Here is a 20,324-nt window from a genome sequence, read left to right on the forward strand (position 1 = left end):
TTGAGATTATATATTTAATTGGCAGGAGATAAACTGTGAGAATATTAGTAATAGCGATTATTATTTTTACAAATTTCATATTGGAATCTACACTTTTTCAATATACAAGAGTCTTTGGAATCAAACCAGACTTCACAATTTTTTTGATAACGTCCTATGCAATTATGAGAGGAAGTGCCTATGGAGCTTTTATTGGTCTTGCTTCTGGATTGCTTCAGGATATATTTTATGGTAATGCAATAGGCATCCATGGTCTTTCATATATGTTAACGGGATACCTGATTGGACAATCTAATGATGATGTATTTAAAGACAGTTATATACCTTCGATTGTTTTTAATTTTGTAGCTGTTTTAGTATATCAACATATATTTTTTATTATAACGTATTTTACTAGAACAGAGATTTCTTATACTCATGCACTGCTTAATATAATCATTCCTCAAAGCATATATAATGCCATATTAGGCCCAATAGTCTATAGGCTAATATTTAAATTGGATGAAAAGAAATTTATGGATAATAAAATTTACTGATTTAGGTGGTTAGAGGATGTTAAAGAAGTATTTTAAAGACAGGTTAAATATAATAAAGCTTATTACATTCTTTATATTTGCATTGATGATATTTAAGTTGGCAGATTTACAGATAGTAAAAGGAGACTACTACAAGCAGAGATCTGAAACAGTTAGAACAAGAAACATCAATATAACAGCAAATAGAGGTAAAATAGTTGACAGATATGGTAAGCTTTTGGCAGGAAATAAGCAAAGCTATTCTTTAAGCATCCTTAAAACTAATGTGCCTGATGAAACAGTTAATGACATTGCTTTGGCAGTGGTAAACATACTTGAGCAAAATGGCGATAAGTATAAAGATGAGATCCCTATTTTGATGAATCCAATTAGATTTAGTTATGAAGATGAAGAAATGCAATGGAAGCAAAAATATAATATTCCTGTTGATGCAACACCTGAAGAAGCTTTTAGAAAGTTGAGAGAAGACTATAATATTCCAAAAGATACTATAGATATTGAAGCTTATTCCACTCTTCAAAACCAATATGAGGTTGAACTTCCTTTTAAAATTGATGAATATGAATACAGTTATAAGAAAGAAGAAAAAAAGTGGAAAGTTAAAAATGGGTTTACAGAAGATGATACAGCATGGGATGTATTCAACAAACTTGCAGAAAAATATAAGATTGATTTGGCTACATATTCTGTGGAACAAGCCAGAAAGATTATGGCTGTAAAATACTTGTTGAAGCAGAATAAATATCCTGCTTATGAACCAATAGAAATTGCAACAAACATAAGTGATGAGACTAGAGCCATGATTGAAGAAAATAAAATATATTTACCTGGAGTTCAGATAATGAGTAAGCCCTTGCGTTATTATCCAAATGGAGATTTTGCGTCACACATATTAGGATACTTGGGAAAGATAAGTTCAGACCTGGAAGAGTTAATGGAGAAGGGCTATACCCCTCAGGATATGATAGGCAAATCGGGTATAGAGTATAGTATGGAAGAGTATTTAAAAGGTACTGATGGCTCAATGCAGATAGAAGTAGATGCAAAAGGTACTCTTATAGATACAATTGCTGAAGTTGAGCCTATGCCAGGAGATACTGTTGTATTAACTATTGCATCAAAGCTTCAGAAAGTGGCAGAGGAATCCCTAAAAAATACCATAAATGATGTTAGAAATAAAAAGCCTTATCCACAGACATATTCTGGTGCTGTAGTAGCTATAGATGTCAATACCGGGGAAATACTTGCTATGGCAAGCGAACCCAAGTTTGATCCCAATTTATTTGCTTCAGGAATAAGCAGTAAAGATTGGGCTTCATTACAGCCTGCCACTGATGACAGATATGCACCAAAGCCATTGATAAATAATGCTATATCCTATCCCCTACCACCTGGATCAACATTTAAAATGCTGACAGCTACAGCGGGACTTACAGAAAATAAAATAGGTATTAATGAATCCATAATATGCAGAGGCAGATATACAGGAGTAGCGGGTGTTTCACCTTCAGATTCCCATGGAGCGGTACATGGAGCTACTAATCTCCTAAAGGCCATAAAGGTATCTTGTAATAATTACTTTTTTGAAACAGGAAGAAGACTTGGGGGAGAACTGTTTGAAAAGTATGCAGAATTATATGGTTTTGGCCAATATACAGGAATAGAACTTCCATTTGAGGCGAAAGGAATGGTGGAAGGTCCTAAACATAAGCAGAAATTATATGAAGGATATATAGATAGCTATTTAACATATACTGTAAAGCTGCAAGATGAAGAGGCGAAGAACAAGATAAAAGCTATGATTTACGAAAAGCCTGCTGAAGGTCAAACAAATTATTTATTCTACAAGGAAATGAGGGGTCGTATAAGAGAGCTGGGGGTTACTGAAGACAGGCATATTGATAAGATAATCTGGTATGTGACAGAAAGCAAGTATCGTCCAGGTGATGTGCTGAATGCAGCTATAGGCCAGGGTTTAAATAATGTGACCCCGCTCCAGCTTGCTTGTTATGTAGCAACCATAGCTAATGGTGGTACAAGATATAAACCTCATATTGTAAGCAAGGTCATAGCTTATGACGGAACTGTTAAGCTAGAGAAGAAACCGGAAGTGGTTCAAAAGCTGGACATTGATCCTGCTGACTTAGAAGCAATCAAAAGAGGAATGTTGGCTGTTACTACTGAATCAGGAGGAACTGCAAGGAGTACCTTTGCAGATAGCAAAATACTTGTAGCTGGCAAAACCGGTACCGCAGAAGCAGGTAAATACAGACCTGATCCTGTAAACAATCCTAAACTGTATGTTGATTATAATGACCATTCATGGTTTGTAGGATTTGCTCCTTATGAAAACCCACAGATAGCTGTGGTAGCAGTTGTATTCCAAGGAGGATTTGGAAGCGGCGCAGCTCCGATTGCCCGAGCAATAATAGAAGAATATTTAGCTTCAGAAGATGTTCAGGACTATGTTGTACCCTATAATGAACTACAACCATAGGATGGTCGCGTTGCCTAAGGTATTTCTATAGGGGCTTATTGAGGAACACAGATTAGCACGGCTGTAATCAAGGATTAACACGGAGGGTATTCTTTTTTAAATACTAATAGGCTCTCAGTAATTAAATAAGCATATGTGCAAATTAATATAAAAGAATTGCACATATGCTTATTCTTTAGTAAGTAAAGCTTTTTAAGATATAAAAGTTGTTATTCCGGGAGTATACTCTAAGAAAGCAAACCCAAGAGGAATACTCGAACTCTCGTAACTCGTAGCATGCCAAAGGACAGGAAAGGAATACCACAGGCTACACATCGGAGTAAACTACACTGAAATCTAAGGGATATATAAAAGAACATATTTATTAACTTTGTCAGTGACTCTTCGTGAAATCTAAAATAGAGAATTCGTAAGAGCAGCATGGAGGCTGCGCTAGGCGCAAATATGCGGAGCGTAGGTCGTGGATGCCCGTTTTTGCGCCGTTAGGATTTTCTTTTAGATGAGCATTAGAGTTACAAAAGTTAATACCTTATGCGATATTATATATCCCTTAGTTTGGCTATAAAACCTTAAATAACTATATATTATTATTTTAGTGGACTTTTGTGTTTTTTAGTGTTCTTAAAAATAAACCCAGAGACATACCCTAACACCGCATTCCCCGCGCCACGAACCAGGACGCAAAAGTAATCCCCTAGACCACACAACCAATAATATACGAAATATCGTAAGAAAAAGAAGGAATTACAAAATATTTGAAGAAAATATATAAGATAGTTAACTTCATGGGGGTATACTGATGAAAGACGATGCAATAGTATTTAAAGGAACTAAAGAGGGGTTGTATATAGTACTTAAAGAAGAAATGATCTTTGATGATATAGTCCATGAACTGGAGAATAAAATTAAACCGTCCAAGCGCTTCTTTGAAGGAGCAAAGATAGTGAATTTTAAGGGAAAAAGCTTAACTCCCGGAGAATATGAAGAACTGGTTGATATATTGCAAAATCAATACGGAATGCAATTTTTAGGAGATTATGAAAGTCTATGTAGGAATGACGTATTTCCCAAGGAAGATCAAAAAGACCAACCAATTCCTGAGCCTGTCAAGCAGCCTTTAGGAGACGAGGAAAAGGCTCTTTTCATAAAAGGAACTATAAGATCAGGACAGCTGATTAAATTCGATGGAAACATAGTGGTGTTGGGAGATGTAAATCCAGGTGCCTATTTAGAAGCTACGGGAAGCATTATTGTGATGGGAAATATGAGAGGTACAGCTCATTCGGGGACACAAGGGGATTATAGTACATACATAGCGGCATATAAAATGGAACCTATGCAATTAAGAATCGGAGATATTATTAACAGACCACCGGATGAAAAAAAATATAAATCAGAGGTACCTGAGATGGCAGTAGTCAAGCAAGGTATGATTATTGTGGAACCTTATCTGGTCAAGAAATAATTAATTAGCAATGGAGGTAATAATATGGGCGAAGTAATAGTAATAACTTCGGGTAAGGGTGGTGTTGGAAAAACAACTACAACAGCAAACCTTGGAACTGGCTTGGCTTTGGAAGGCAAAAGCGTAGTTCTCCTGGATGCAGATATTGGATTGAGAAATCTGGATGTTGTTATGGGCTTGGAAAACAGGATAGTATATGATCTTGTTGATGTAGTTGAAGGGATATGCAGAATTAAGCAAGCTCTAATAAAAGACAAAAGATATCCAAATCTTTATCTAATGCCTGCTGCTCAAACTAAGGATAAAAATGCCGTAAAACCAGAGCAAATGTTAAAGCTTACTAAAGAATTAGCAGAAGAATATGATTTTGTACTGGTAGATTGTCCAGCAGGAATAGAGCAAGGTTTTAAGAACGCTATAGTAGGTGCAAATAGATCCATTGTTGTGACAACACCCGAAGTATCAGCAGTAAGAGATGCGGACAGGATTATAGGGCTTTTGGAAGCAAATGGACTTAGAAATCCACAACTCATCATAAACAGGGTAAAAATTGATATGGTAAGAAGAGGAGATATGATGAATATTGATGATATGGTTGATATACTTGCCATTGATCTTCTCGGAGTAATCCCTGATGATGAGTATATTGTTGTATCAACCAATCGTGGAGAGCCGGCAATATCAGAAAGCAAATCACTGGCAGGACAAGCCTATAAGAATATAGTGAAGAGAATATTGGGAGAAAATGTGCCATTTATGAATCTGGATACGGATGAAGGATTCATGGCTAAGCTGGCAAAGGTTTTTGGTTTTAGAAAGAAATAGAATGGAGGAGTATAAATGGACTTGTTCAAGCTTTTCAATAAAGGAGAAAGCAGCAACAGCAAAGACATAGCTAAAGAAAGGCTTCAACTCCTTTTAATACATGACAGAGCCAATGTGTCTCCTCAATTTCTGGAAATGATAAAAGGTGAAATAATGGATGTTTTAACGGATTATATTGAAATTGATGAGACAGGACTAGAGATTAAATTGACACGTACAAAGAGGGAAAACGATAATTCTACCATACCTGCCTTAGTGGCTAATATTCCTATAAAGAAGATGAAAGAAAATATTAGATAGAGGCATAATTATCCTCCTTGACCCATATATATTAGAGAAAAAACAATGGAGGAGGATAATATGGATAACGACAGATTTAACTTCAACGATGAAAATCTACCAAGACCAAGGTACATAAATGAATACAGAAAGATGGGAGATATTTTCCTGCCTCGGTTTGGAAAGGATAGAAACTATTTTGACAAGTTGCTCTTCCAGATTTTTATCTCGCTTATCATATTGGCCGTTGTTCTGCTCATTAACAGCATAAACATAAATATAGCAAAGAACTTTACCTCAAGCATTAAGAAAGTTATAAATTGGAAGGTTGATCTTCAAAGTGTTATGGATGTTATAGAAGGTACAAAGCTATTGCAGGAAGACAATGAGTTTGAGAATGAAACTCCTACTCTGCCTGTCAGCGACAGTAGCATGTTTATAATGCCCGTAGAAGGTGAAATAACCTCTCAGTTTGGACAAAGAGTACATCCTGTATTCAATACTGTTAGAACACATAATGGAATAGATATTTCAGGCCAATACGGGGATAAAATAAAGGCTTCTATGTCAGGTATAGTTACTGAGGTGGGAGAGGATCCTACATTGGGGAAATACATATGGATTGTTAATGGAGAATATAGAACTCTGTATGCTCATTGCTCAAAAATTATTGCGCAGCAGAATCAAAAGATTAAACAAGGAGATATCATTGCAGAAGTGGGTGATTCAGGCTTAGCTTCTGGAGTCCACCTGCATTTTGAAATTTGGGAAAATGGTGAACCGGTAAATCCATTAGATAAAATAGATAATCCCTGACTAAATGGGAGGTTCTTATTGTGAGGATAAAAATAAATATATCTTTTATCCTTTTTTTATTTATTAGCATATATTTTAGTTTTTGGCAAAACGCTATAATTATTTTTTTCAGCGTGCTGCTTCATGAGTTGGGACATAGCATAGTAGCAAAGTTTTTTAATATAAAAGTGTTGGAGATACAGCTTTATCCATTTGGAGGCATAGCTTATGCAGAGAATATATCGAAATATGGAGGGAAAATAGAGCTTTTTGTTGCCTTAGCAGGACCTATTACAAGCATGCTGATAGCAATGTCTTTTTATTTTTTTGGCAAGCAGTGATCCTTTAGCAGCACAATAATAAAGTATAATATGGCTCTTTTGCTGTTCAATCTCATTCCAGCACTGCCTTTGGATGGAGGAAGCGTAGTAAGGAATCTGTTATTATCAAGATATAGTTACAAATATGCTACCAAAATAATGACAAGATCGGGGAAAATGCTTTCAATCCTGATTATTCTATATAATATAAAGCTGATGCTTAATGGGCAAACCGCCTTAAGCTATATGTTTGCAGGATTCTTTATATTTATTGGCGCTCTTAAGGAAGAAAAAAACTGCTCTTATATATATTTATTAAATAGAAATAATAAAAAAATGAAGAAGATTCATAACTTGCATGTAACACAATTAAATGCTTCGAAGGAAACTTACATTAGAAGCATTGTTGATCAGTTCAGTCCTGGAAATATTTGCAAAGTAATGGTGTACGATGAAAAGGGTGAGTTGCTAAAGGAACTTTGTGAAGCAGACATAATGGATGGCTTTCTGAAATACGGATACTATGGTAAAATAAAGGATATAGTAAAGTGATTCATTGATGAACTTTAATAATGAAAAAACTAAACTAAAGAAAAACAGGAGGATTAATTTTGGATTTAAATATAAAGGACTATATTTATGAAAAACTTCTCCCTAAGGTGGAGAAACCCGGAAGATATATTGGAACAGAATGGAATAGTGTTCATAAGGACCCGAAGAATATAAACATCAGATTTGCTTTTTGCTTTCCTGATTCTTATGAAGTAGGAATGTCCCATCTAGGTATGAAAATATTATATCATTTGCTAAATGATCAAAGTGATATATATTGCGAGAGAGTATTTGCACCTTGGCCAGACATGGAAAAAGTCATGAGGGAAGAAGGAATTAAACTTTTTGCTTTAGAATCAAGAGATTACATTAAGAATTTTGATTTTGTAGGTTTCACTTTACAGTATGAAATGAGTTATACCAATATTATCAATATGTTGGATTTAGCAGATATACCCAAGTTGTCAAGCCAAAGAGGAGAGGGAGATCCCTTTGTAGTGGCAGGAGGTCCTTGTGCATATAATCCTGAGCCTTTGGCAGAGATAGTAGACTTTTTCATGCTTGGAGAAGGCGAAGAGCAAATGCCTGAGGTTATGGAAGTCTACAGACAGTGGAAATCTCAAGGGCTTAAGAGAGAAGAGCTTCTTGATATGGTATCAAAGATACCAGGGGTTTATGTGCCTGCCTTTTATGATGTAACCTATAACCCAGATAATACAATAGAATCCATAAAGCCTAACAGGGATGGGGTACCTGCAAAAATTAAAAAAAGAGTTGTTAAAGATCTAAACAAAGCTTACTTTCCTGATAAAGTTATTGTCCCTTATATAGATATTGTACATGACAGGATAATGCTTGAGATATTCAGAGGTTGTACAAGAGGTTGCAGATTCTGTCAGGCAGGTATGATTTACAGACCTGTCAGAGAAAGAACATTAGAAGAATTAGAAGCAATAGCAGAGAAATTAATTGAGAGTTCAGGATATGAAGAAATATCTCTGTCATCTCTATCAACAGGAGATTATTCCAAGCTCAATCAATTGGTTGAAAAGCTGATGTCAAAGTATGAAAAGGACAGAATTGGTCTTTCATTGCCTTCCTTGAGAATTGATTCTGTATCTTTGAAGCTGTTGCAGGATGTGCAAAAAGTAAGAAAAAGCGGTCTTACTTTTGCACCTGAAGCAGGAACTCAAAGATTGAGAGATGTAATAAATAAAAATGTAACTGAAGAAGATTTGATAAATTCTGTTGGTGCAGCTTTTGATTCAGGCTATAGCGGTGTTAAGCTGTATTTTATGATCGGTTTGCCCACAGAAACAATGGAAGATGTTGAGGGAATTGCAGATTTGGGTAATAAAGTTTTGGACAGATATTACCGAGTACCAAAGGGGCAGAGAGGTAAGGGGATAAATGTTACTATAAGCACATCCTGTTTTGTACCAAAACCTTTTACACCTTTCCAATGGGAACCTCAGGATACTATAGAATCCATGAGAGAGAAACAGAAGCATCTCCAGCAATTGCTAAGAAGAAAAGGTTTGACATACAACTGGCACGATCCTGAATTAAGTTATCTTGAAGCAGTTTTCGCCAGAGGAGACAGAAGGCTTTCTAAGGTTTTAATAAGAGCTTGGGAGCTAGGGTGCAAATTTGACAGTTGGGATCAGTACTTTAATTATGAAGCATGGCTGAAAGCATTTGAAGATTGCGGAATTGACCCTGATTTTTACACCATAAGGAGAAGAGATTTGGAAGAAGTATTGCCGTGGAATCACATAGATGTGGGAGTTACTAAGAAGTATCTAAGGAGCGAATATAAAAAAGCCTTAAAAGGAGAGACAACCAGAGATTGCAGGATTGCTTGCACGGGGTGTGGAATTAATTTGCTTCAGGAAGGTGGGGTATGTAAATGATAAATATGAGACTAAAGTTCATAAAAGGGCCAGAGACAAAATATATATCACATCTGGATTTGATGAGGACATTTCAGAGAGCATTGAGGAGGGCTCATGTACCCATTCATTATACAGAAGGTTTTAATCCCCATCCCAGTTTGTCCTTTGCATCTGCTCTTGGTATTGGCGTGACAAGCATTGGAGAATATCTGGATATAGTTTTGGATGAAGATATGTCTGAAAAGGATTTAATGGGCAAACTGAACGAATCTCTGCCACAGGGACTTAAGATTGTGGATGCAGTGGTACTTCGTGATAGGGCAAAGAGTGCCATGGCATTGGTTACTGATGCAAGATACTCCATAGAGCTTATTTTTAAGGATTTAATAGATGCAGAGAAAATGATTGCGGATTTTATGGTTCAGAATAGCATAGTTGTGCCGAAGGAGCAGCCTAAGAAGAATTTTGAAACCACTGATGTAGATATAAGACCCATGATAAGAGTAATTAATGTTTTGCATCAAGAAAATCTAAATGTAACACTAGATTGTATCGTAGCATGCGGCAGCAAAGCAAATTTAAAACCGCATCTTTTGCTTGAAGCTCTGAGAAAATTTATGGGCGATATTTTTGAAATAAAGGAAATTAGAAGAGTGGAGCTTTACGCAAATATTGATCATGAACTTGTGCCATTATCGCTGGTGGATAGAAAATAACTAAAGGGTCGATTCATTCTCTTAGGATAGGTGGCGATTATTATCAAGGAAATAGTTGTGGATATCAGTTTTGGACAGACAAGGGTAGCTGTCCTTGAAGATAATGAATTAGTTGAGATTTACATGGAAGGTCAGGAAGGGCAAAGCATTGTAGGTAATATTTATAAGGGTTTGGTTGAAAATGTTTTGCCAGGCATGGGAGCCGCCTTCATAGACATTGGTACTGGCAAGAATGCATTTTTATATGTGAAAGATGTACTTCCTGATTTATCCAGTTATGATGCAGTATCGTCTGTTGGTAGTGAAAGCAACAGATCACAACGAATAGAAGATTATTTAAAGGCAGGTCAGGAGGTTCTTATACAAATTATTAAAGATCCTATTGGCAGTAAGGGCGCAAGAGCTACAACACACGTTACATTGCCAGGTAGATTTGCAGTTCTCATGCCCACGGCAGATTATATCGGAGTATCAAGAAGGATTGAAGATGAGGCAGAAAGAGAAAGGCTTAAAGCCTTAGCTGCTGAAGTAAAGCCTACAAATATGGGTGTTATTGTCAGAACAGCCGGTGAAGGCTGCACACTATCTGACCTAAAATCAGATATAGAGTTTTTAAGTACACTCTGGGCAAATATTCTTGGCAAAAGTGATAAGACATCTGCTCCAAAACTTATACATAAAGATATGAGCTTATTTTTTAGAATTGTAAGAGACATGTTTACCAAAGAAATAGACAAACTTACCATAAACAATAAGGAATATTATGAAAAAGCGTTAGAGATTATATCCATGACTTCACCTGATCTAGAACCAAGGGTTAGTTATTTTGATAAATGCTATGAGATATTCGATTACTATAAAATAGAAGAAAAAATTGAGAAGATAATTTCAAAAAAAGTATGGTTAAAAAGCGGGGGTTATATTGTCATAGACCAAACAGAAGCTCTTACTGCTATAGATGTGAATACGGGCAAGTATGTGGGGAGCAAGGATCTTCATGATACGGTTTTGAAAACGAATATTGAAGCTGCAAAAGAAATAGCCAAGCAATTGAGATTAAGAGATATAGGTGGCATAATAATAATCGATTTCATCGATATGAATGACCAAGAACACGAAAATTTGGTGTTGGAAGTACTGCGGAATGCTTTGAAAAAAGATAAAAACAGAAGCAATGTTTTGGGTATGACCCATCTAGGTTTAGTGGAAATGACAAGAAAAAAAGTTGTACAACCAAAAACCAATATAATGCAGTCAATATGCCCTTATTGCTCAGGGACAGGAAAAGTGTTGTCAAAGCAAACCATATTCAAGAAAATTGAATTCGAGATAAATAAAGCATTGTTCAATAGAGATAACAGGAAAGTAGAAATATATGTACACCCGGAATTGGGTTATGAGTTTATGAGTACCTATGGTGATGAAATAAAGTCATTGAGTGAAAAATATAATAAAGACATAAACATTATACCTGATGAAACCATACCTAAAGATGAATTTAGAGTACATGATTAAAATACATTATGCATGCCAATGACATTATAAAATGTTACCTTTTATGGTTAGTATGAAATAAAAACAGATTGGCAGTAAAGCTCACTGATTGATTACCGGTAGGCTAATTTGCATATGCACTGCATAAAGTTCAGTGATAAATATTATGGAAAATGTTAGGCATAGGAAAAAGTTATGATTAACTTCGATAATAAGAAAACAATATTGATAATATTAGATGGTTTGAGTGAAGAGAGAATTAGTGAATTAAGCAATTTAACCCCTTTAGAGTATGCTCTTACACCAACTATAGACAAAATTAAAGATCAAGGAGTGCATATAAAAAAAGTATTCTGTCCTGATAAAAGAGATCCAGACAGTATGACGTGCATTTTGTCTATGTTGGGAGTTGAGGAAAGTATAATACCTAGAAACAGAGCATATTTAGAAGCTATTTCTTCTAACATAATTGTCAATGAAGATGAAGTAGCCATGAGATGCAATCTAGTGAAGATAATGGATAATAAACTTCAATCCTTTAATGGTGAAGGTCTTTCGAGATGTGACATGGCTTTTATTTCTCACAATATTAAGACAGTGGAAAATTTGAGATTTTATCATATAAGCGATTACAGGAATCTTTTAATATTAAAAAGGTCGGAAGAAATTATGGAAATACCGGATTTACCTCCCCACGAGAATATGGGTATGAGTATTGAAGATTTAACTAAAGATCTTTTGAAAAATGAAGAATTATTCAAGTTTATTGAAGACAATAAGTTTGTAGTTAACAATAATGAATATATGTTTTATCCGTGGGGTGTTTCTGAAGCTGTAAAGCTGCCTTCTTTTGAAGAATTACATGGGAAAACATGTTCCTTGATATGCAATGCGGAAATAGTAAAGGGAATTGGAAAAGCAATGAAAGTTCATATACCTGACCTTAAAAACTCAACTGGTGATATAGATACTGATTTAAAGGAAAAAGCAAGAATGGTAATAAAGGAAATAGAAACCCATGATGTAGTTATCGCACATATAAACGGAACTGACGAAGTTTCTCATAGGAAAGACATATTAGGAAAAGTGCTTTTTATAGAGAGATTGGACAGAGAGTTTATAAATGAAATATACAATAGTATTGGGAGGATTAAATTAATAATAGCCTCGGATCATCAAACAAGTTCAATAACAGGGAAGCACAAAATGGGACCGGTAGATGTTATTTGCAATCAAAAATATTTATAGATAAATGGTAAAATGGTTAAAATAATTGCTATTAGAGAAAGAGGTTAAAAACCTGATTATACTTTTGTTTGACAAAGAAAAACCCCTATGTTAAAATATTACGGTGTAGGCATATCCGCTCGGGTCGGGTTTTAAAATGTTACCTTGAGTCCGGCGAGACTTATTTTAAAGGAGGTGCAATGCCTAATGTATGCAATAATAAGAACAGGTGGAAAACAATACAGAGTCACTGAAGGTGATGTAATCTTTGTAGAAAAGCTTCCTTATGCTGAGGGAGAAAAAGTTAAGTTCGACGAGGTTCTTTTAGTAGGAGGAGACGGTGAAATCAAGACAGGAACTCCTGTTATATCTGGAGCTAGCGTTGAAGGAACTGTACTTAAAAACGGAAAAGCAAAGAAAATAATTGTTTTCAAGTACAAACCAAAGAAAGATTACAGAAGAAAACAGGGACACAGACAACCATATACAAAAGTTCAAATTGATAAGATCAATGCATAATAAATATGATTACAGTAAATATTTTCATGTCGGAAGATGATAAGGTAATAGGGTTAGAAGTTACAGGACATGCTGATTATAGCGAATTTGGCAGCGATATTGTGTGCAGTGCAGTATCAGCATTAACTCAAACAGCCCTACTTGGCCTTATAAATGTTGCTAAGTTAGACATAAAATACTGTATAGACAAAGGATTATTGAGATTTTCCATACCTCATATAGAAGATAGAGATGTAAGTCTTAAAGCTTCGGCAATAGTGGATACAATGGTTATGGGGCTGGAAAACATATCGAAAAATTACTCACCTTATATAAGGATTGTAGTTAAAAGGGAGGTGTAATTTATGTTTGACATAAATCTTCAATTGTTTGCTCATAAAAAAGGAGTAGGAAGCTCAAGAAACGGCCGTGACAGTGAATCCAAAAGATTAGGTGTAAAAAGAGCTGACGGACAGGCAGTTAATGCTGGTTGCATTATTGTAAGACAAAGAGGCACCAAGATTCATCCTGGTAACAATGTTGGAATAGGTAAAGATGATACATTATTTGCTTTGATAAATGGTGTTGTAAAATTCGAAAGAAAGGGCAAGGATAAGAAGCAAGTAAGCGTATATCCTGTAGCTTAATCAATCAGATATTTATATAGGTGCAGCAAGGCTGTACCTTTTTTGTTATAAATAATAGAAAAGCTTAATTCCACCTTAATGTTAACTTGACCTAATGGCTTTCTTAAGCAAATCTTGATTAAGAGAAGCAAAAGCGCTCTCTGAACTTTAGGATAAAACTCATACATATGTCCATAATATTGACGAGACTTTATTTTGGGAGGCTTTCGAAACTATATAGCATGACAGTACTGTAAACTGCTGAAATATAATGAAATAAGGGGTGAGAATTGTGTTTGTAGATAAGGCAAAGATATATGTAAAGGCCGGTGACGGTGGAGATGGCAGAGTATCCTTTAGAAGAGAAAAATACATACCTAATGGTGGTCCGGATGGTGGGGATGGAGGCAGCGGTGGTAATGTAATACTTGTTGCAGATAGCAGCATGAGAACATTAATGGATTTTAGATATAAAAGAAAGCATGTGGCAGAAAATGGGCAGATGGGTGGAGCAAATAATTGCTACGGTAAAAGCGGAGAGGATTTAATAATAAAAGTGCCTGTAGGAACTATAGTATATGATGAAGAGACTAAAAGAGCTTTAGGCGATTTAAGACATGACGGGCAGGAACTATTGGTGGCTAGAGGTGGAAGAGGAGGCAAGGGAAATGCTCATTTTGCCACATCTACCAGACAGGCTCCAAGATTTGCACAGCCAGGTGAAAAAGGAGAAGAAATTTGGATTGAGCTCGAGTTGAAGCTTATAGCCGATGTAGGCTTGGTTGGTTTCCCTAATGTTGGCAAATCCACCCTTTTGTCTGTAGTTACATCAGCAAAACCTAAAATCGCTAATTACCATTTTACTACCCTATCGCCTAATCTTGGTGTAGTTGAGCTGGATTCTGACAGAAGTTTTGTCATGGCTGATATTCCAGGATTGATAGAAGGGGCTCATGAAGGTGTTGGACTTGGTCATGATTTCTTGCGACACGTGGAAAGAACTAAGGTGATAATTCATGTGATTGATGTTTCAGGAATAGAAGGCAGAGATCCCATTGAAGACTTCAGGAAGATTAATGACGAATTAAAGCTATATAGTGAAAAGCTTGCTTCAAAACCTCAGATAGTTGCCTGCAATAAGATGGATATACCAGGTTCGGAAGAAAACTTTGAGAGGGTAAAGAATATCCTATCAAAGGAAGGATATGATGTGTTTCCTGTTTCCGGTGCAACCAAGATGGGCATTAAACCAATGTTAGATAAGGTATACAACATTTTAGAAACTATTGAAGATGAAGAAGAAATTGTTGAAGTAGACAAGGATTTGTTGTATCATAAATATGCGGATGTAAAAGATTTCACAATTAAGAAAGAAAATGATATCTATATCATTGAAGGACCTTTAGCGGAAAGACTTTTAGCTTCAGTAAACATGGATGATAGCGATTCTGTCAAGTACTTTCAGCGGGTTATCAGAAAGAGGGGTATTATCGATGAGTTGAAAAACATGGGTATTAGAGATGGGGACACTGTAAAGATGGGTAGTCTTGAATTTGAATATTATGATTAACAAGTGGAGGTCAATTTAAAATCATGGACTGCATACAATGTGAAAATTGTAAACAGAATACTTCAACATATTTCTGCATAGCAAAAAATCAAATAGTTATAAATGAGAATTATGTGCAGAATGTAGAAAAGAGCAGAAGCGGATGGAAGAAAGGAGATCCTAATTACGAAACTCATCGAAGAAAAATAAAAAAAGAAATAGAATTATAAAATGTGCATAATAGCAGACGAAAGTCTGCTTTTAAAATATATTTAATTAGGAGGTACTATGTTAAATAGTAGACAAAGAGCTTATTTAAGAGCTTTAGCAAATAACTTGGAAGATGTTTTTCAAATAGGAAAATCAGGTATAACTTCAGCAATGGAAAAAGAAATAGATGCCTGCCTGGAGTCAAGGGAGCTAATAAAAATCAAGATATTGGATAATTGTCCCCTGAAAGTGAGGGAAGCAGCTGATGCTTTGGCTTCTGCTATTGGAGCAGAAGTAGTGCAAGTTATAGGAAATAAATTTATATTATATAGGGAATCCAGAGAGAAACCCCAAATTCAATTACCGAGATAGGAAAGGTTGGTATAAGGAAATGAAAAAGAAGATAGCTATGATACTGAGCATACTGCTAATCATCTCGATGGTGTTTCCTATAATATTATCATTATTTAGCTTTCAATAGGCATAAAAGATTACTGAAGAATGTAAAGGGGGGATTAGCATGGAATTAGGATTAGTTACCATAGTAGCGGCTTTGCATGATCTAACTTCGATAGAAAATTCCCATTATGAACTTATAAGCTATTTAAAGAGGAATTTTTCTGTAAGGTTTATTACTCCTGCTGAAGCAGAGTATGTGGATATTCCTTTGGTGTTCATAGCTTCAGGGGGAACAGAAGAGATGTTTAGAAGCATCTATGATGAACTTCCTCAGCCTATACTATTGCTAACAGACGGGCTTCATAATTCTTTAGGTGCTTCTTTGGAAATACAGTCATGGATAAAGAGTGTAGGTGGTGTATCTCAAATACTTCATGGTAAGCCTGAATACCTTAAAAAAAGAATTGAAGTCTTAAGTCATATTGTCAGCGTTAGTGACAAAATAAGAAGGTCTAGCATTGGTATTGTAGGATTTCCATCTTCATGGCTTATTTCAAGTGATGTAAACTATTCTGAAGTAAAAAAGAAATGGGGCTTAAACTATAAGAATATTGAGTTATCTGAAGTATCAGATATGTTGAAAACCGTATCGTATGATGAAGCAGTAACAATAGCCGATAAGTTTGTGAACAATTCAGCAGGTATAGAGGAACCTACAAGGGAAGAGGTTGTGGATGCATCAAAAGTATATTTAGCGGTAAAGGAAGTATATAGCAAAAACAGAATAGATGCTTTGGCATTGAAATGCTTTGATATACTAGATAGACATAATATATCAGGTTGCCTTGCTGTATCTCTGCTTAATGATGAAGGCATTATAGCAGGATGTGAAGGAGATAGTCAGTCAGTATTTACCATGTACCTTGCAAAGCTTTTAACAGGTGAAAATCCATTTATGTCAAATCCATCGCTGATTGATCATGAAACCAATGAGGTTATTTTTGCTCACTGTACGGTAGCCACATCCTTGACAGAAAAATATATCATAAGAAGTCATTTTGAATCGCTAAAAAGTATTGGAATTCAAGGGCAAATTAAGAAGGGAACTGTTACCTTATTTAAATGTGGAGGATCAGGCTTAGATAAATATTTTCTGTCTAGGGGAGAAATATTAGATAACTTGAATAACTCAAAAATGTGCAGGACCCAATTAAAAATAAAACTGGATGAGAGTGTAGATTATTTTTTTAAGAATCCTATTGCTAATCATCACATAATAATTCTAGGGGATCATATAAAAATTATTGAAGAATTTATGGATACCATGAATTGTACAAGAATAAAATAGCATGAGCAGCTATTGAAACAGCCCATACTATTTTATTCTTTTTTAGACATGTAATTATTGTTTGATATGTTTTGAAGCATTGTAAGGAAGTCGTGTACTTTTTCGTAAAGTAAACCTGTAAAAAACCACGCCACAGTGAAATCCAATCTTATGTAGCCATTTATGGAGAGTATTCCTTCACCATAATCCCATGGGCAATGACCCAATATGCTATCCAAAGCCCAGCCACATAGGTATTCAATGGCGAAAATGGTTAGAACCCAAACTCCTCCTCTCATGTATATATTCCAATTTCTTATTTTATTATGGAGTGGTTCAAGAAATATTCCCATACCGTAGATAAAAAACATCCACATATAGGTGAAGCTGTAAAGCATTAAATTGCCATGAATCAAGGAACCTAAACCGGTCCAGAGAATTTCAAGGCACCAGCCTATTAAGCCATATACTGCAAATCGTAACAACTTATCTCTCATGGTATTAGTATGCACGCAATTGTGCTATATATGTTTGTATATATTTTCTACAACAGTTAAGAAAGTCTTATGTTGGAATCAATTTCATAACAATTAAGCCTTTAATTTGCTACACAATAAGAAAGGCTTCCTTTGGAATCGTTTATAACAATCAAGGAAGTCTTTCTTGAAATGTTTTTAACGGAAAGCATTAAAAAGATTATAAAAAAAACTCCGCTGATTCTTCAGCGGAGTTTTTTGTGCAATTAATTAAGCATTAGCGGTTGCTTTCTTGTTCCCTTTGTATTCAGGAGCAGATGGATCATCTTCCAGCTTCATCATTGTAATGCCGGTGTAACCGAATATTATAGAAACAATAGGGTTAACAAGATTTAATAAGCAGTAAGGGATATATTCAACTGTAGGAACTCCTAAGTAAGTTGACATTGTAGCACCGCATGTATTCCATGGAATAAGTGCTGAAGTTAAGGTACCACAGTCCTCCAAGCATCTGGAAAGGTTTCTTGGTGCTAAACCTCTCTTATGGAATTCTTCTTTGTACATGCTGCCAGGTAATACTATTGCCAGGTACTGGTCACCTGCCAGGAAGTTTACGAAGAAACAAGTCATAATGGTAGCAACAACCAATGAACCTGTGCTCTTTGCAAATCCAAGGATTCTCTTAGCTATTACATCAAGCATGCCTGATTTTTGCAGTATTCCACCGAAGGTTAGAGCACAAAGTATGAGGGATATGGTCCACATCATGCTCTGCAAGCCGCCTCGAGTTAAAAGTTCATCAAGAATTTGATTTCCTGTTTCGGAAACTACACCATTTTGCATAGCATCTAAAACATCTCCAAATGACTTGCCTTGGAATACGATTGCAGCGATACCTCCAAGTATTGTACCGGCTAAAAGTCCTGGTATAGCAGGAACCTTCATAGCTACCATAACTATAACCAATACAGGAACCAGTATCAATAAAGGACTGATATTAAAATTATCTTTCATTAGTGCCAACAATTCAGTTATTGCAGATGTATCAAGATCACTGCCTGCGAATCTGGCACCCATTATACCAAAACCTATGATTGCTATAATATAACTAACACCTGTTGTATAAATCATGTGTCTGATATGATCGAAAAGATTTGCACCAGCCATGGCAGGAGCCAAGTTGGTTGTGTCTGAAAGAGGTGACATTTTATCGCCGAAATATGCACCGGATATTATTGCACCGGCTGCCATAGGAGCGGGGATACCGAGACCTGCAGCAACACCCATAAGGGCAATACCTATTGTTCCAGCTGTGGTCCAGGAACTTCCAGTTGCAAGAGATACTATACTGCAGAGAATTAAAGATGCAATAAGGAAGAATGAAGGTGATAATACCTGTAGACCATAATAGATAAGAGTTGGCACTATACCACCGAGAATCCATGTACCAATGATCATACCTATGATTGCGAGAATTATAATAGCTTGCATGGTGCTTCCGATGGTAGCTATAACTCCTTCTTCAAGTTCAGACCAGGTATATCCAAGTCTTACTATTGCAATTATTGCAGTTATGGCACCACCCAAAACCAGAGGAATGTGTACGTCTCCTCCAACAATGATTAAATTATACATTAGGATTGCGATAGTGAGAACAACTGGAATAATTGCTTCAAGTAGAGTTGCCTCCCTTTTCTGTTTTGTATTGTTGGACATTCTTTTAACTCCTTTCTGAGGTAATTTTGATTTATTTTTATTATCTCAAAGTTGATGAATAATGTAAATAGTGAAATTTCTCTGAAAACATAACAGTTTTTGCAAAATCCTGACTATTTTTTGATTTTTGACAAATGATGCACATATTCTTAATTTTACGAATAATGGGGAGATTATATTATTTAATCTGTGAAATACTTGTTTTTTAGGGAAATTAGGAATTGAAATAATCTTCAGAATATAGTATGCTCTAATTAATCTCTAAAAAAAATATGTTAGGGGGTAATTAAAATGGTTAAGTTTATTGTAGGTGAGAAGGGCACCGGGAAGACAAAAATGATGATCAGTATGGCAAATGAGGCTTCAAAAGCTTCAAAAGGGCATGTTGTGTACATCGACAGAGATAAAAATCATATGTACGATTTGGATAGAAGTCTTCGATTCATCAATGCTGGAGATTTTCAGATTGAGAATTTGAAGGCTTTTTATGGTTTTTTGTGCGGAGTTATATCTCAGAATTTTGATATAGAAACGATATTTATTGATGGAATAAAGGTTATATCTGATGCTGAAGAGGAATGTCTAAAACAGTTTGTTGAAAATTTGGAAAATCTAAATAAGAAATTTGAAGTTGATTTTATTGTAAGTATGAGCCGAAATCCTAATAATGTTCCTGAATTCTTAAAATCATACTTTTAAGAAAGGATTCCTGGAGATTATAGAAAGTTTTACTATGTAGTAATAAATAATTATTGATTTTGAAAAGAACAGGCTAATAACCATACTTCTATAGTATGGTTGTTGGCCTGTGTTTGTTTTTTGCTGAAAAGTATGTTAAGTTATGTTATAATTATGAAAGATTTTAACAAGATGAATGTAAAGACTTAGTAAAATAAACAGACAAATGGTATAATAGGCAGGA

General features: G+C 35.4%; 22 protein-coding genes. 20 read left to right on the forward strand and 2 right to left on the reverse strand.

What is annotated here, in order from left to right:
* Positions 1–35: 35 nt before the first annotated feature.
* From mreD to BUB48_RS10245, 19 genes are all read left to right on the forward strand, one after another.
* Entirely contained in the window at positions 36–536 is a 501-nt protein-coding gene (mreD, locus tag BUB48_RS10155) for a rod shape-determining protein MreD (protein WP_073026128.1), read from the forward strand.
* A gap of 16 nt (positions 537–552) precedes the next feature.
* Positions 553–3,033, forward strand: coding sequence for a penicillin-binding protein 2 (mrdA, locus tag BUB48_RS10160; protein WP_073026129.1), 2,481 nt, complete (start codon positions 553–555; stop codon positions 3,031–3,033).
* 799 nt (positions 3,034–3,832) lie between these two features.
* Entirely contained in the window at positions 3,833–4,498 is a 666-nt protein-coding gene (gene minC, locus BUB48_RS10165; RefSeq protein WP_073026130.1) for a septum site-determining protein MinC, read from the forward strand.
* A 24-nt stretch (positions 4,499–4,522) separates the two neighbouring features.
* The gene (gene minD / locus BUB48_RS10170) at positions 4,523–5,323 is read left to right on the forward strand and encodes a septum site-determining protein MinD (protein WP_073026131.1); all 801 of its coding nucleotides are present in this window, start codon (positions 4,523–4,525) and stop codon (positions 5,321–5,323) included.
* Positions 5,324–5,338: 15 nt separating this feature from the next.
* Complete coding sequence (gene minE / locus BUB48_RS10175) at positions 5,339–5,623, forward strand: cell division topological specificity factor MinE (protein ID WP_073026132.1); 285 nt, start codon at positions 5,339–5,341, stop codon at positions 5,621–5,623.
* Positions 5,624–5,683: 60 nt separating this feature from the next.
* Positions 5,684–6,418: a M23 family metallopeptidase gene (locus BUB48_RS10180; RefSeq protein WP_073026133.1), complete on the forward strand. Its 735-nt coding sequence runs from the start codon at positions 5,684–5,686 to the stop codon at positions 6,416–6,418.
* Between the two features lie 20 nt (positions 6,419–6,438).
* The gene (locus tag BUB48_RS10185) at positions 6,439–6,738 is read left to right on the forward strand and encodes a M50 family metallopeptidase (protein ID WP_073026134.1); all 300 of its coding nucleotides are present in this window, start codon (positions 6,439–6,441) and stop codon (positions 6,736–6,738) included.
* 18 nt (positions 6,739–6,756) lie between these two features.
* The gene (locus tag BUB48_RS10190) at positions 6,757–7,269 is read left to right on the forward strand and encodes a site-2 protease family protein (protein ID WP_333782590.1); all 513 of its coding nucleotides are present in this window, start codon (positions 6,757–6,759) and stop codon (positions 7,267–7,269) included.
* 59 nt (positions 7,270–7,328) lie between these two features.
* Positions 7,329–9,182, forward strand: coding sequence for a TIGR03960 family B12-binding radical SAM protein (locus tag BUB48_RS10195; RefSeq protein WP_073026136.1), 1,854 nt, complete (start codon positions 7,329–7,331; stop codon positions 9,180–9,182).
* Positions 9,179–9,880, forward strand: a complete 702-nt coding sequence (locus BUB48_RS10200; protein WP_073026137.1) for a TIGR03936 family radical SAM-associated protein — start codon at positions 9,179–9,181, stop codon at positions 9,878–9,880. The genes BUB48_RS10195 and BUB48_RS10200 overlap by 4 nt, the downstream gene beginning before the upstream one ends.
* 30 nt (positions 9,881–9,910) lie before the next feature.
* A complete protein-coding gene (locus tag BUB48_RS10205; protein ID WP_139249965.1) occupies positions 9,911–11,395 on the forward strand; it encodes an Rne/Rng family ribonuclease in 1,485 nt (494 codons plus the stop codon).
* Between the two features lie 174 nt (positions 11,396–11,569).
* On the forward strand, positions 11,570–12,622 hold the full coding sequence (locus BUB48_RS10210; protein WP_073026138.1) for an alkaline phosphatase family protein: 1,053 nt from the start codon (positions 11,570–11,572) through the stop codon (positions 12,620–12,622).
* A 186-nt stretch (positions 12,623–12,808) separates the two neighbouring features.
* Positions 12,809–13,120 carry a 50S ribosomal protein L21 gene (gene rplU, locus BUB48_RS10215; protein ID WP_073026139.1) on the forward strand — a complete coding sequence of 104 codons (312 nt, stop codon included), beginning with the start codon at positions 12,809–12,811 and terminating at the stop codon, positions 13,118–13,120.
* 5 nt (positions 13,121–13,125) lie between these two features.
* Entirely contained in the window at positions 13,126–13,461 is a 336-nt protein-coding gene (locus BUB48_RS10220) for a ribosomal-processing cysteine protease Prp (RefSeq protein ID WP_073026140.1), read from the forward strand.
* A gap of 3 nt (positions 13,462–13,464) precedes the next feature.
* Positions 13,465–13,746 (forward strand): 50S ribosomal protein L27, encoded by a 282-nt coding sequence (gene rpmA / locus BUB48_RS10225; protein WP_073026141.1) that lies wholly within the window; start codon positions 13,465–13,467, stop codon positions 13,744–13,746.
* 271 nt (positions 13,747–14,017) lie between these two features.
* Complete coding sequence (obgE, locus tag BUB48_RS10230; RefSeq protein ID WP_073026142.1) at positions 14,018–15,295, forward strand: GTPase ObgE; 1,278 nt, start codon at positions 14,018–14,020, stop codon at positions 15,293–15,295.
* 23 nt (positions 15,296–15,318) lie between these two features.
* A complete protein-coding gene (locus BUB48_RS10235; RefSeq protein ID WP_073026143.1) occupies positions 15,319–15,504 on the forward strand; it encodes a hypothetical protein in 186 nt (61 codons plus the stop codon).
* A 58-nt stretch (positions 15,505–15,562) separates the two neighbouring features.
* Complete coding sequence (gene yhbY, locus BUB48_RS10240) at positions 15,563–15,856, forward strand: ribosome assembly RNA-binding protein YhbY (RefSeq protein WP_073026144.1); 294 nt, start codon at positions 15,563–15,565, stop codon at positions 15,854–15,856.
* 148 nt (positions 15,857–16,004) lie between these two features.
* Positions 16,005–17,231, forward strand: a complete 1,227-nt coding sequence (locus BUB48_RS10245) for a hypothetical protein (protein WP_073026145.1) — start codon at positions 16,005–16,007, stop codon at positions 17,229–17,231.
* A 32-nt stretch (positions 17,232–17,263) separates the two neighbouring features.
* Here BUB48_RS10245 and BUB48_RS10250 read toward each other — a convergent pair whose 3' ends face one another.
* Both BUB48_RS10250 and nhaC read right to left on the reverse strand, forming a co-directional pair.
* Positions 17,264–17,695: a putative ABC transporter permease gene (locus BUB48_RS10250; RefSeq protein WP_242944198.1), complete on the reverse strand. Its 432-nt coding sequence runs from the start codon at positions 17,693–17,695 to the stop codon at positions 17,264–17,266.
* 261 nt (positions 17,696–17,956) lie between these two features.
* Positions 17,957–19,402: a Na+/H+ antiporter NhaC gene (nhaC, locus tag BUB48_RS10255; protein ID WP_073026147.1), complete on the reverse strand. Its 1,446-nt coding sequence runs from the start codon at positions 19,400–19,402 to the stop codon at positions 17,957–17,959.
* A gap of 291 nt (positions 19,403–19,693) precedes the next feature.
* Between nhaC and BUB48_RS10260 the strand changes: the two genes are divergently transcribed.
* Positions 19,694–20,101, forward strand: coding sequence for an ATP-binding protein (locus tag BUB48_RS10260; protein WP_073026148.1), 408 nt, complete (start codon positions 19,694–19,696; stop codon positions 20,099–20,101).
* The last annotated feature ends 223 nt before the right edge of the window (positions 20,102–20,324 follow it).

Source organism: Lutispora thermophila DSM 19022, assembly GCF_900142105.1.
Classification (GTDB): domain Bacteria; phylum Bacillota; class Clostridia; order Lutisporales; family Lutisporaceae; genus Lutispora; species Lutispora thermophila.

Bases quoted from the DNA above. Each gene is read 5' to 3' on its own strand.
- mrdA (WP_073026129.1), top strand. From the start codon at position 553: ATGTTAAAGAAGTATTTTAAAGACAGGTTAAATATAATAAAGCTTATT.
- minC (WP_073026130.1), top strand. From the start codon at position 3,833: ATGAAAGACGATGCAATAGTATTTAAAGGAACTAAAGAGGGGTTGTAT.
- minD (WP_073026131.1), top strand. From the start codon at position 4,523: ATGGGCGAAGTAATAGTAATAACTTCGGGTAAGGGTGGTGTTGGAAAA.
- minE (WP_073026132.1), top strand. From the start codon at position 5,339: ATGGACTTGTTCAAGCTTTTCAATAAAGGAGAAAGCAGCAACAGCAAA.
- BUB48_RS10180 (WP_073026133.1), top strand. From the start codon at position 5,684: ATGGATAACGACAGATTTAACTTCAACGATGAAAATCTACCAAGACCA.
- BUB48_RS10200 (WP_073026137.1), top strand. From the start codon at position 9,179: ATGATAAATATGAGACTAAAGTTCATAAAAGGGCCAGAGACAAAATAT.
- BUB48_RS10210 (WP_073026138.1), top strand. From the start codon at position 11,570: ATGATTAACTTCGATAATAAGAAAACAATATTGATAATATTAGATGGT.
- rplU (WP_073026139.1), top strand. From the start codon at position 12,809: ATGTATGCAATAATAAGAACAGGTGGAAAACAATACAGAGTCACTGAA.
- BUB48_RS10220 (WP_073026140.1), top strand. From the start codon at position 13,126: ATGATTACAGTAAATATTTTCATGTCGGAAGATGATAAGGTAATAGGG.
- rpmA (WP_073026141.1), top strand. From the start codon at position 13,465: ATGTTTGACATAAATCTTCAATTGTTTGCTCATAAAAAAGGAGTAGGA.
- BUB48_RS10235 (WP_073026143.1), top strand. From the start codon at position 15,319: ATGGACTGCATACAATGTGAAAATTGTAAACAGAATACTTCAACATAT.
- yhbY (WP_073026144.1), top strand. From the start codon at position 15,563: ATGTTAAATAGTAGACAAAGAGCTTATTTAAGAGCTTTAGCAAATAAC.
- BUB48_RS10245 (WP_073026145.1), top strand. From the start codon at position 16,005: ATGGAATTAGGATTAGTTACCATAGTAGCGGCTTTGCATGATCTAACT.
- nhaC (WP_073026147.1), bottom strand. From the start codon at position 19,402: ATGTCCAACAATACAAAACAGAAAAGGGAGGCAACTCTACTTGAAGCA.
- BUB48_RS10260 (WP_073026148.1), top strand. From the start codon at position 19,694: ATGGTTAAGTTTATTGTAGGTGAGAAGGGCACCGGGAAGACAAAAATG.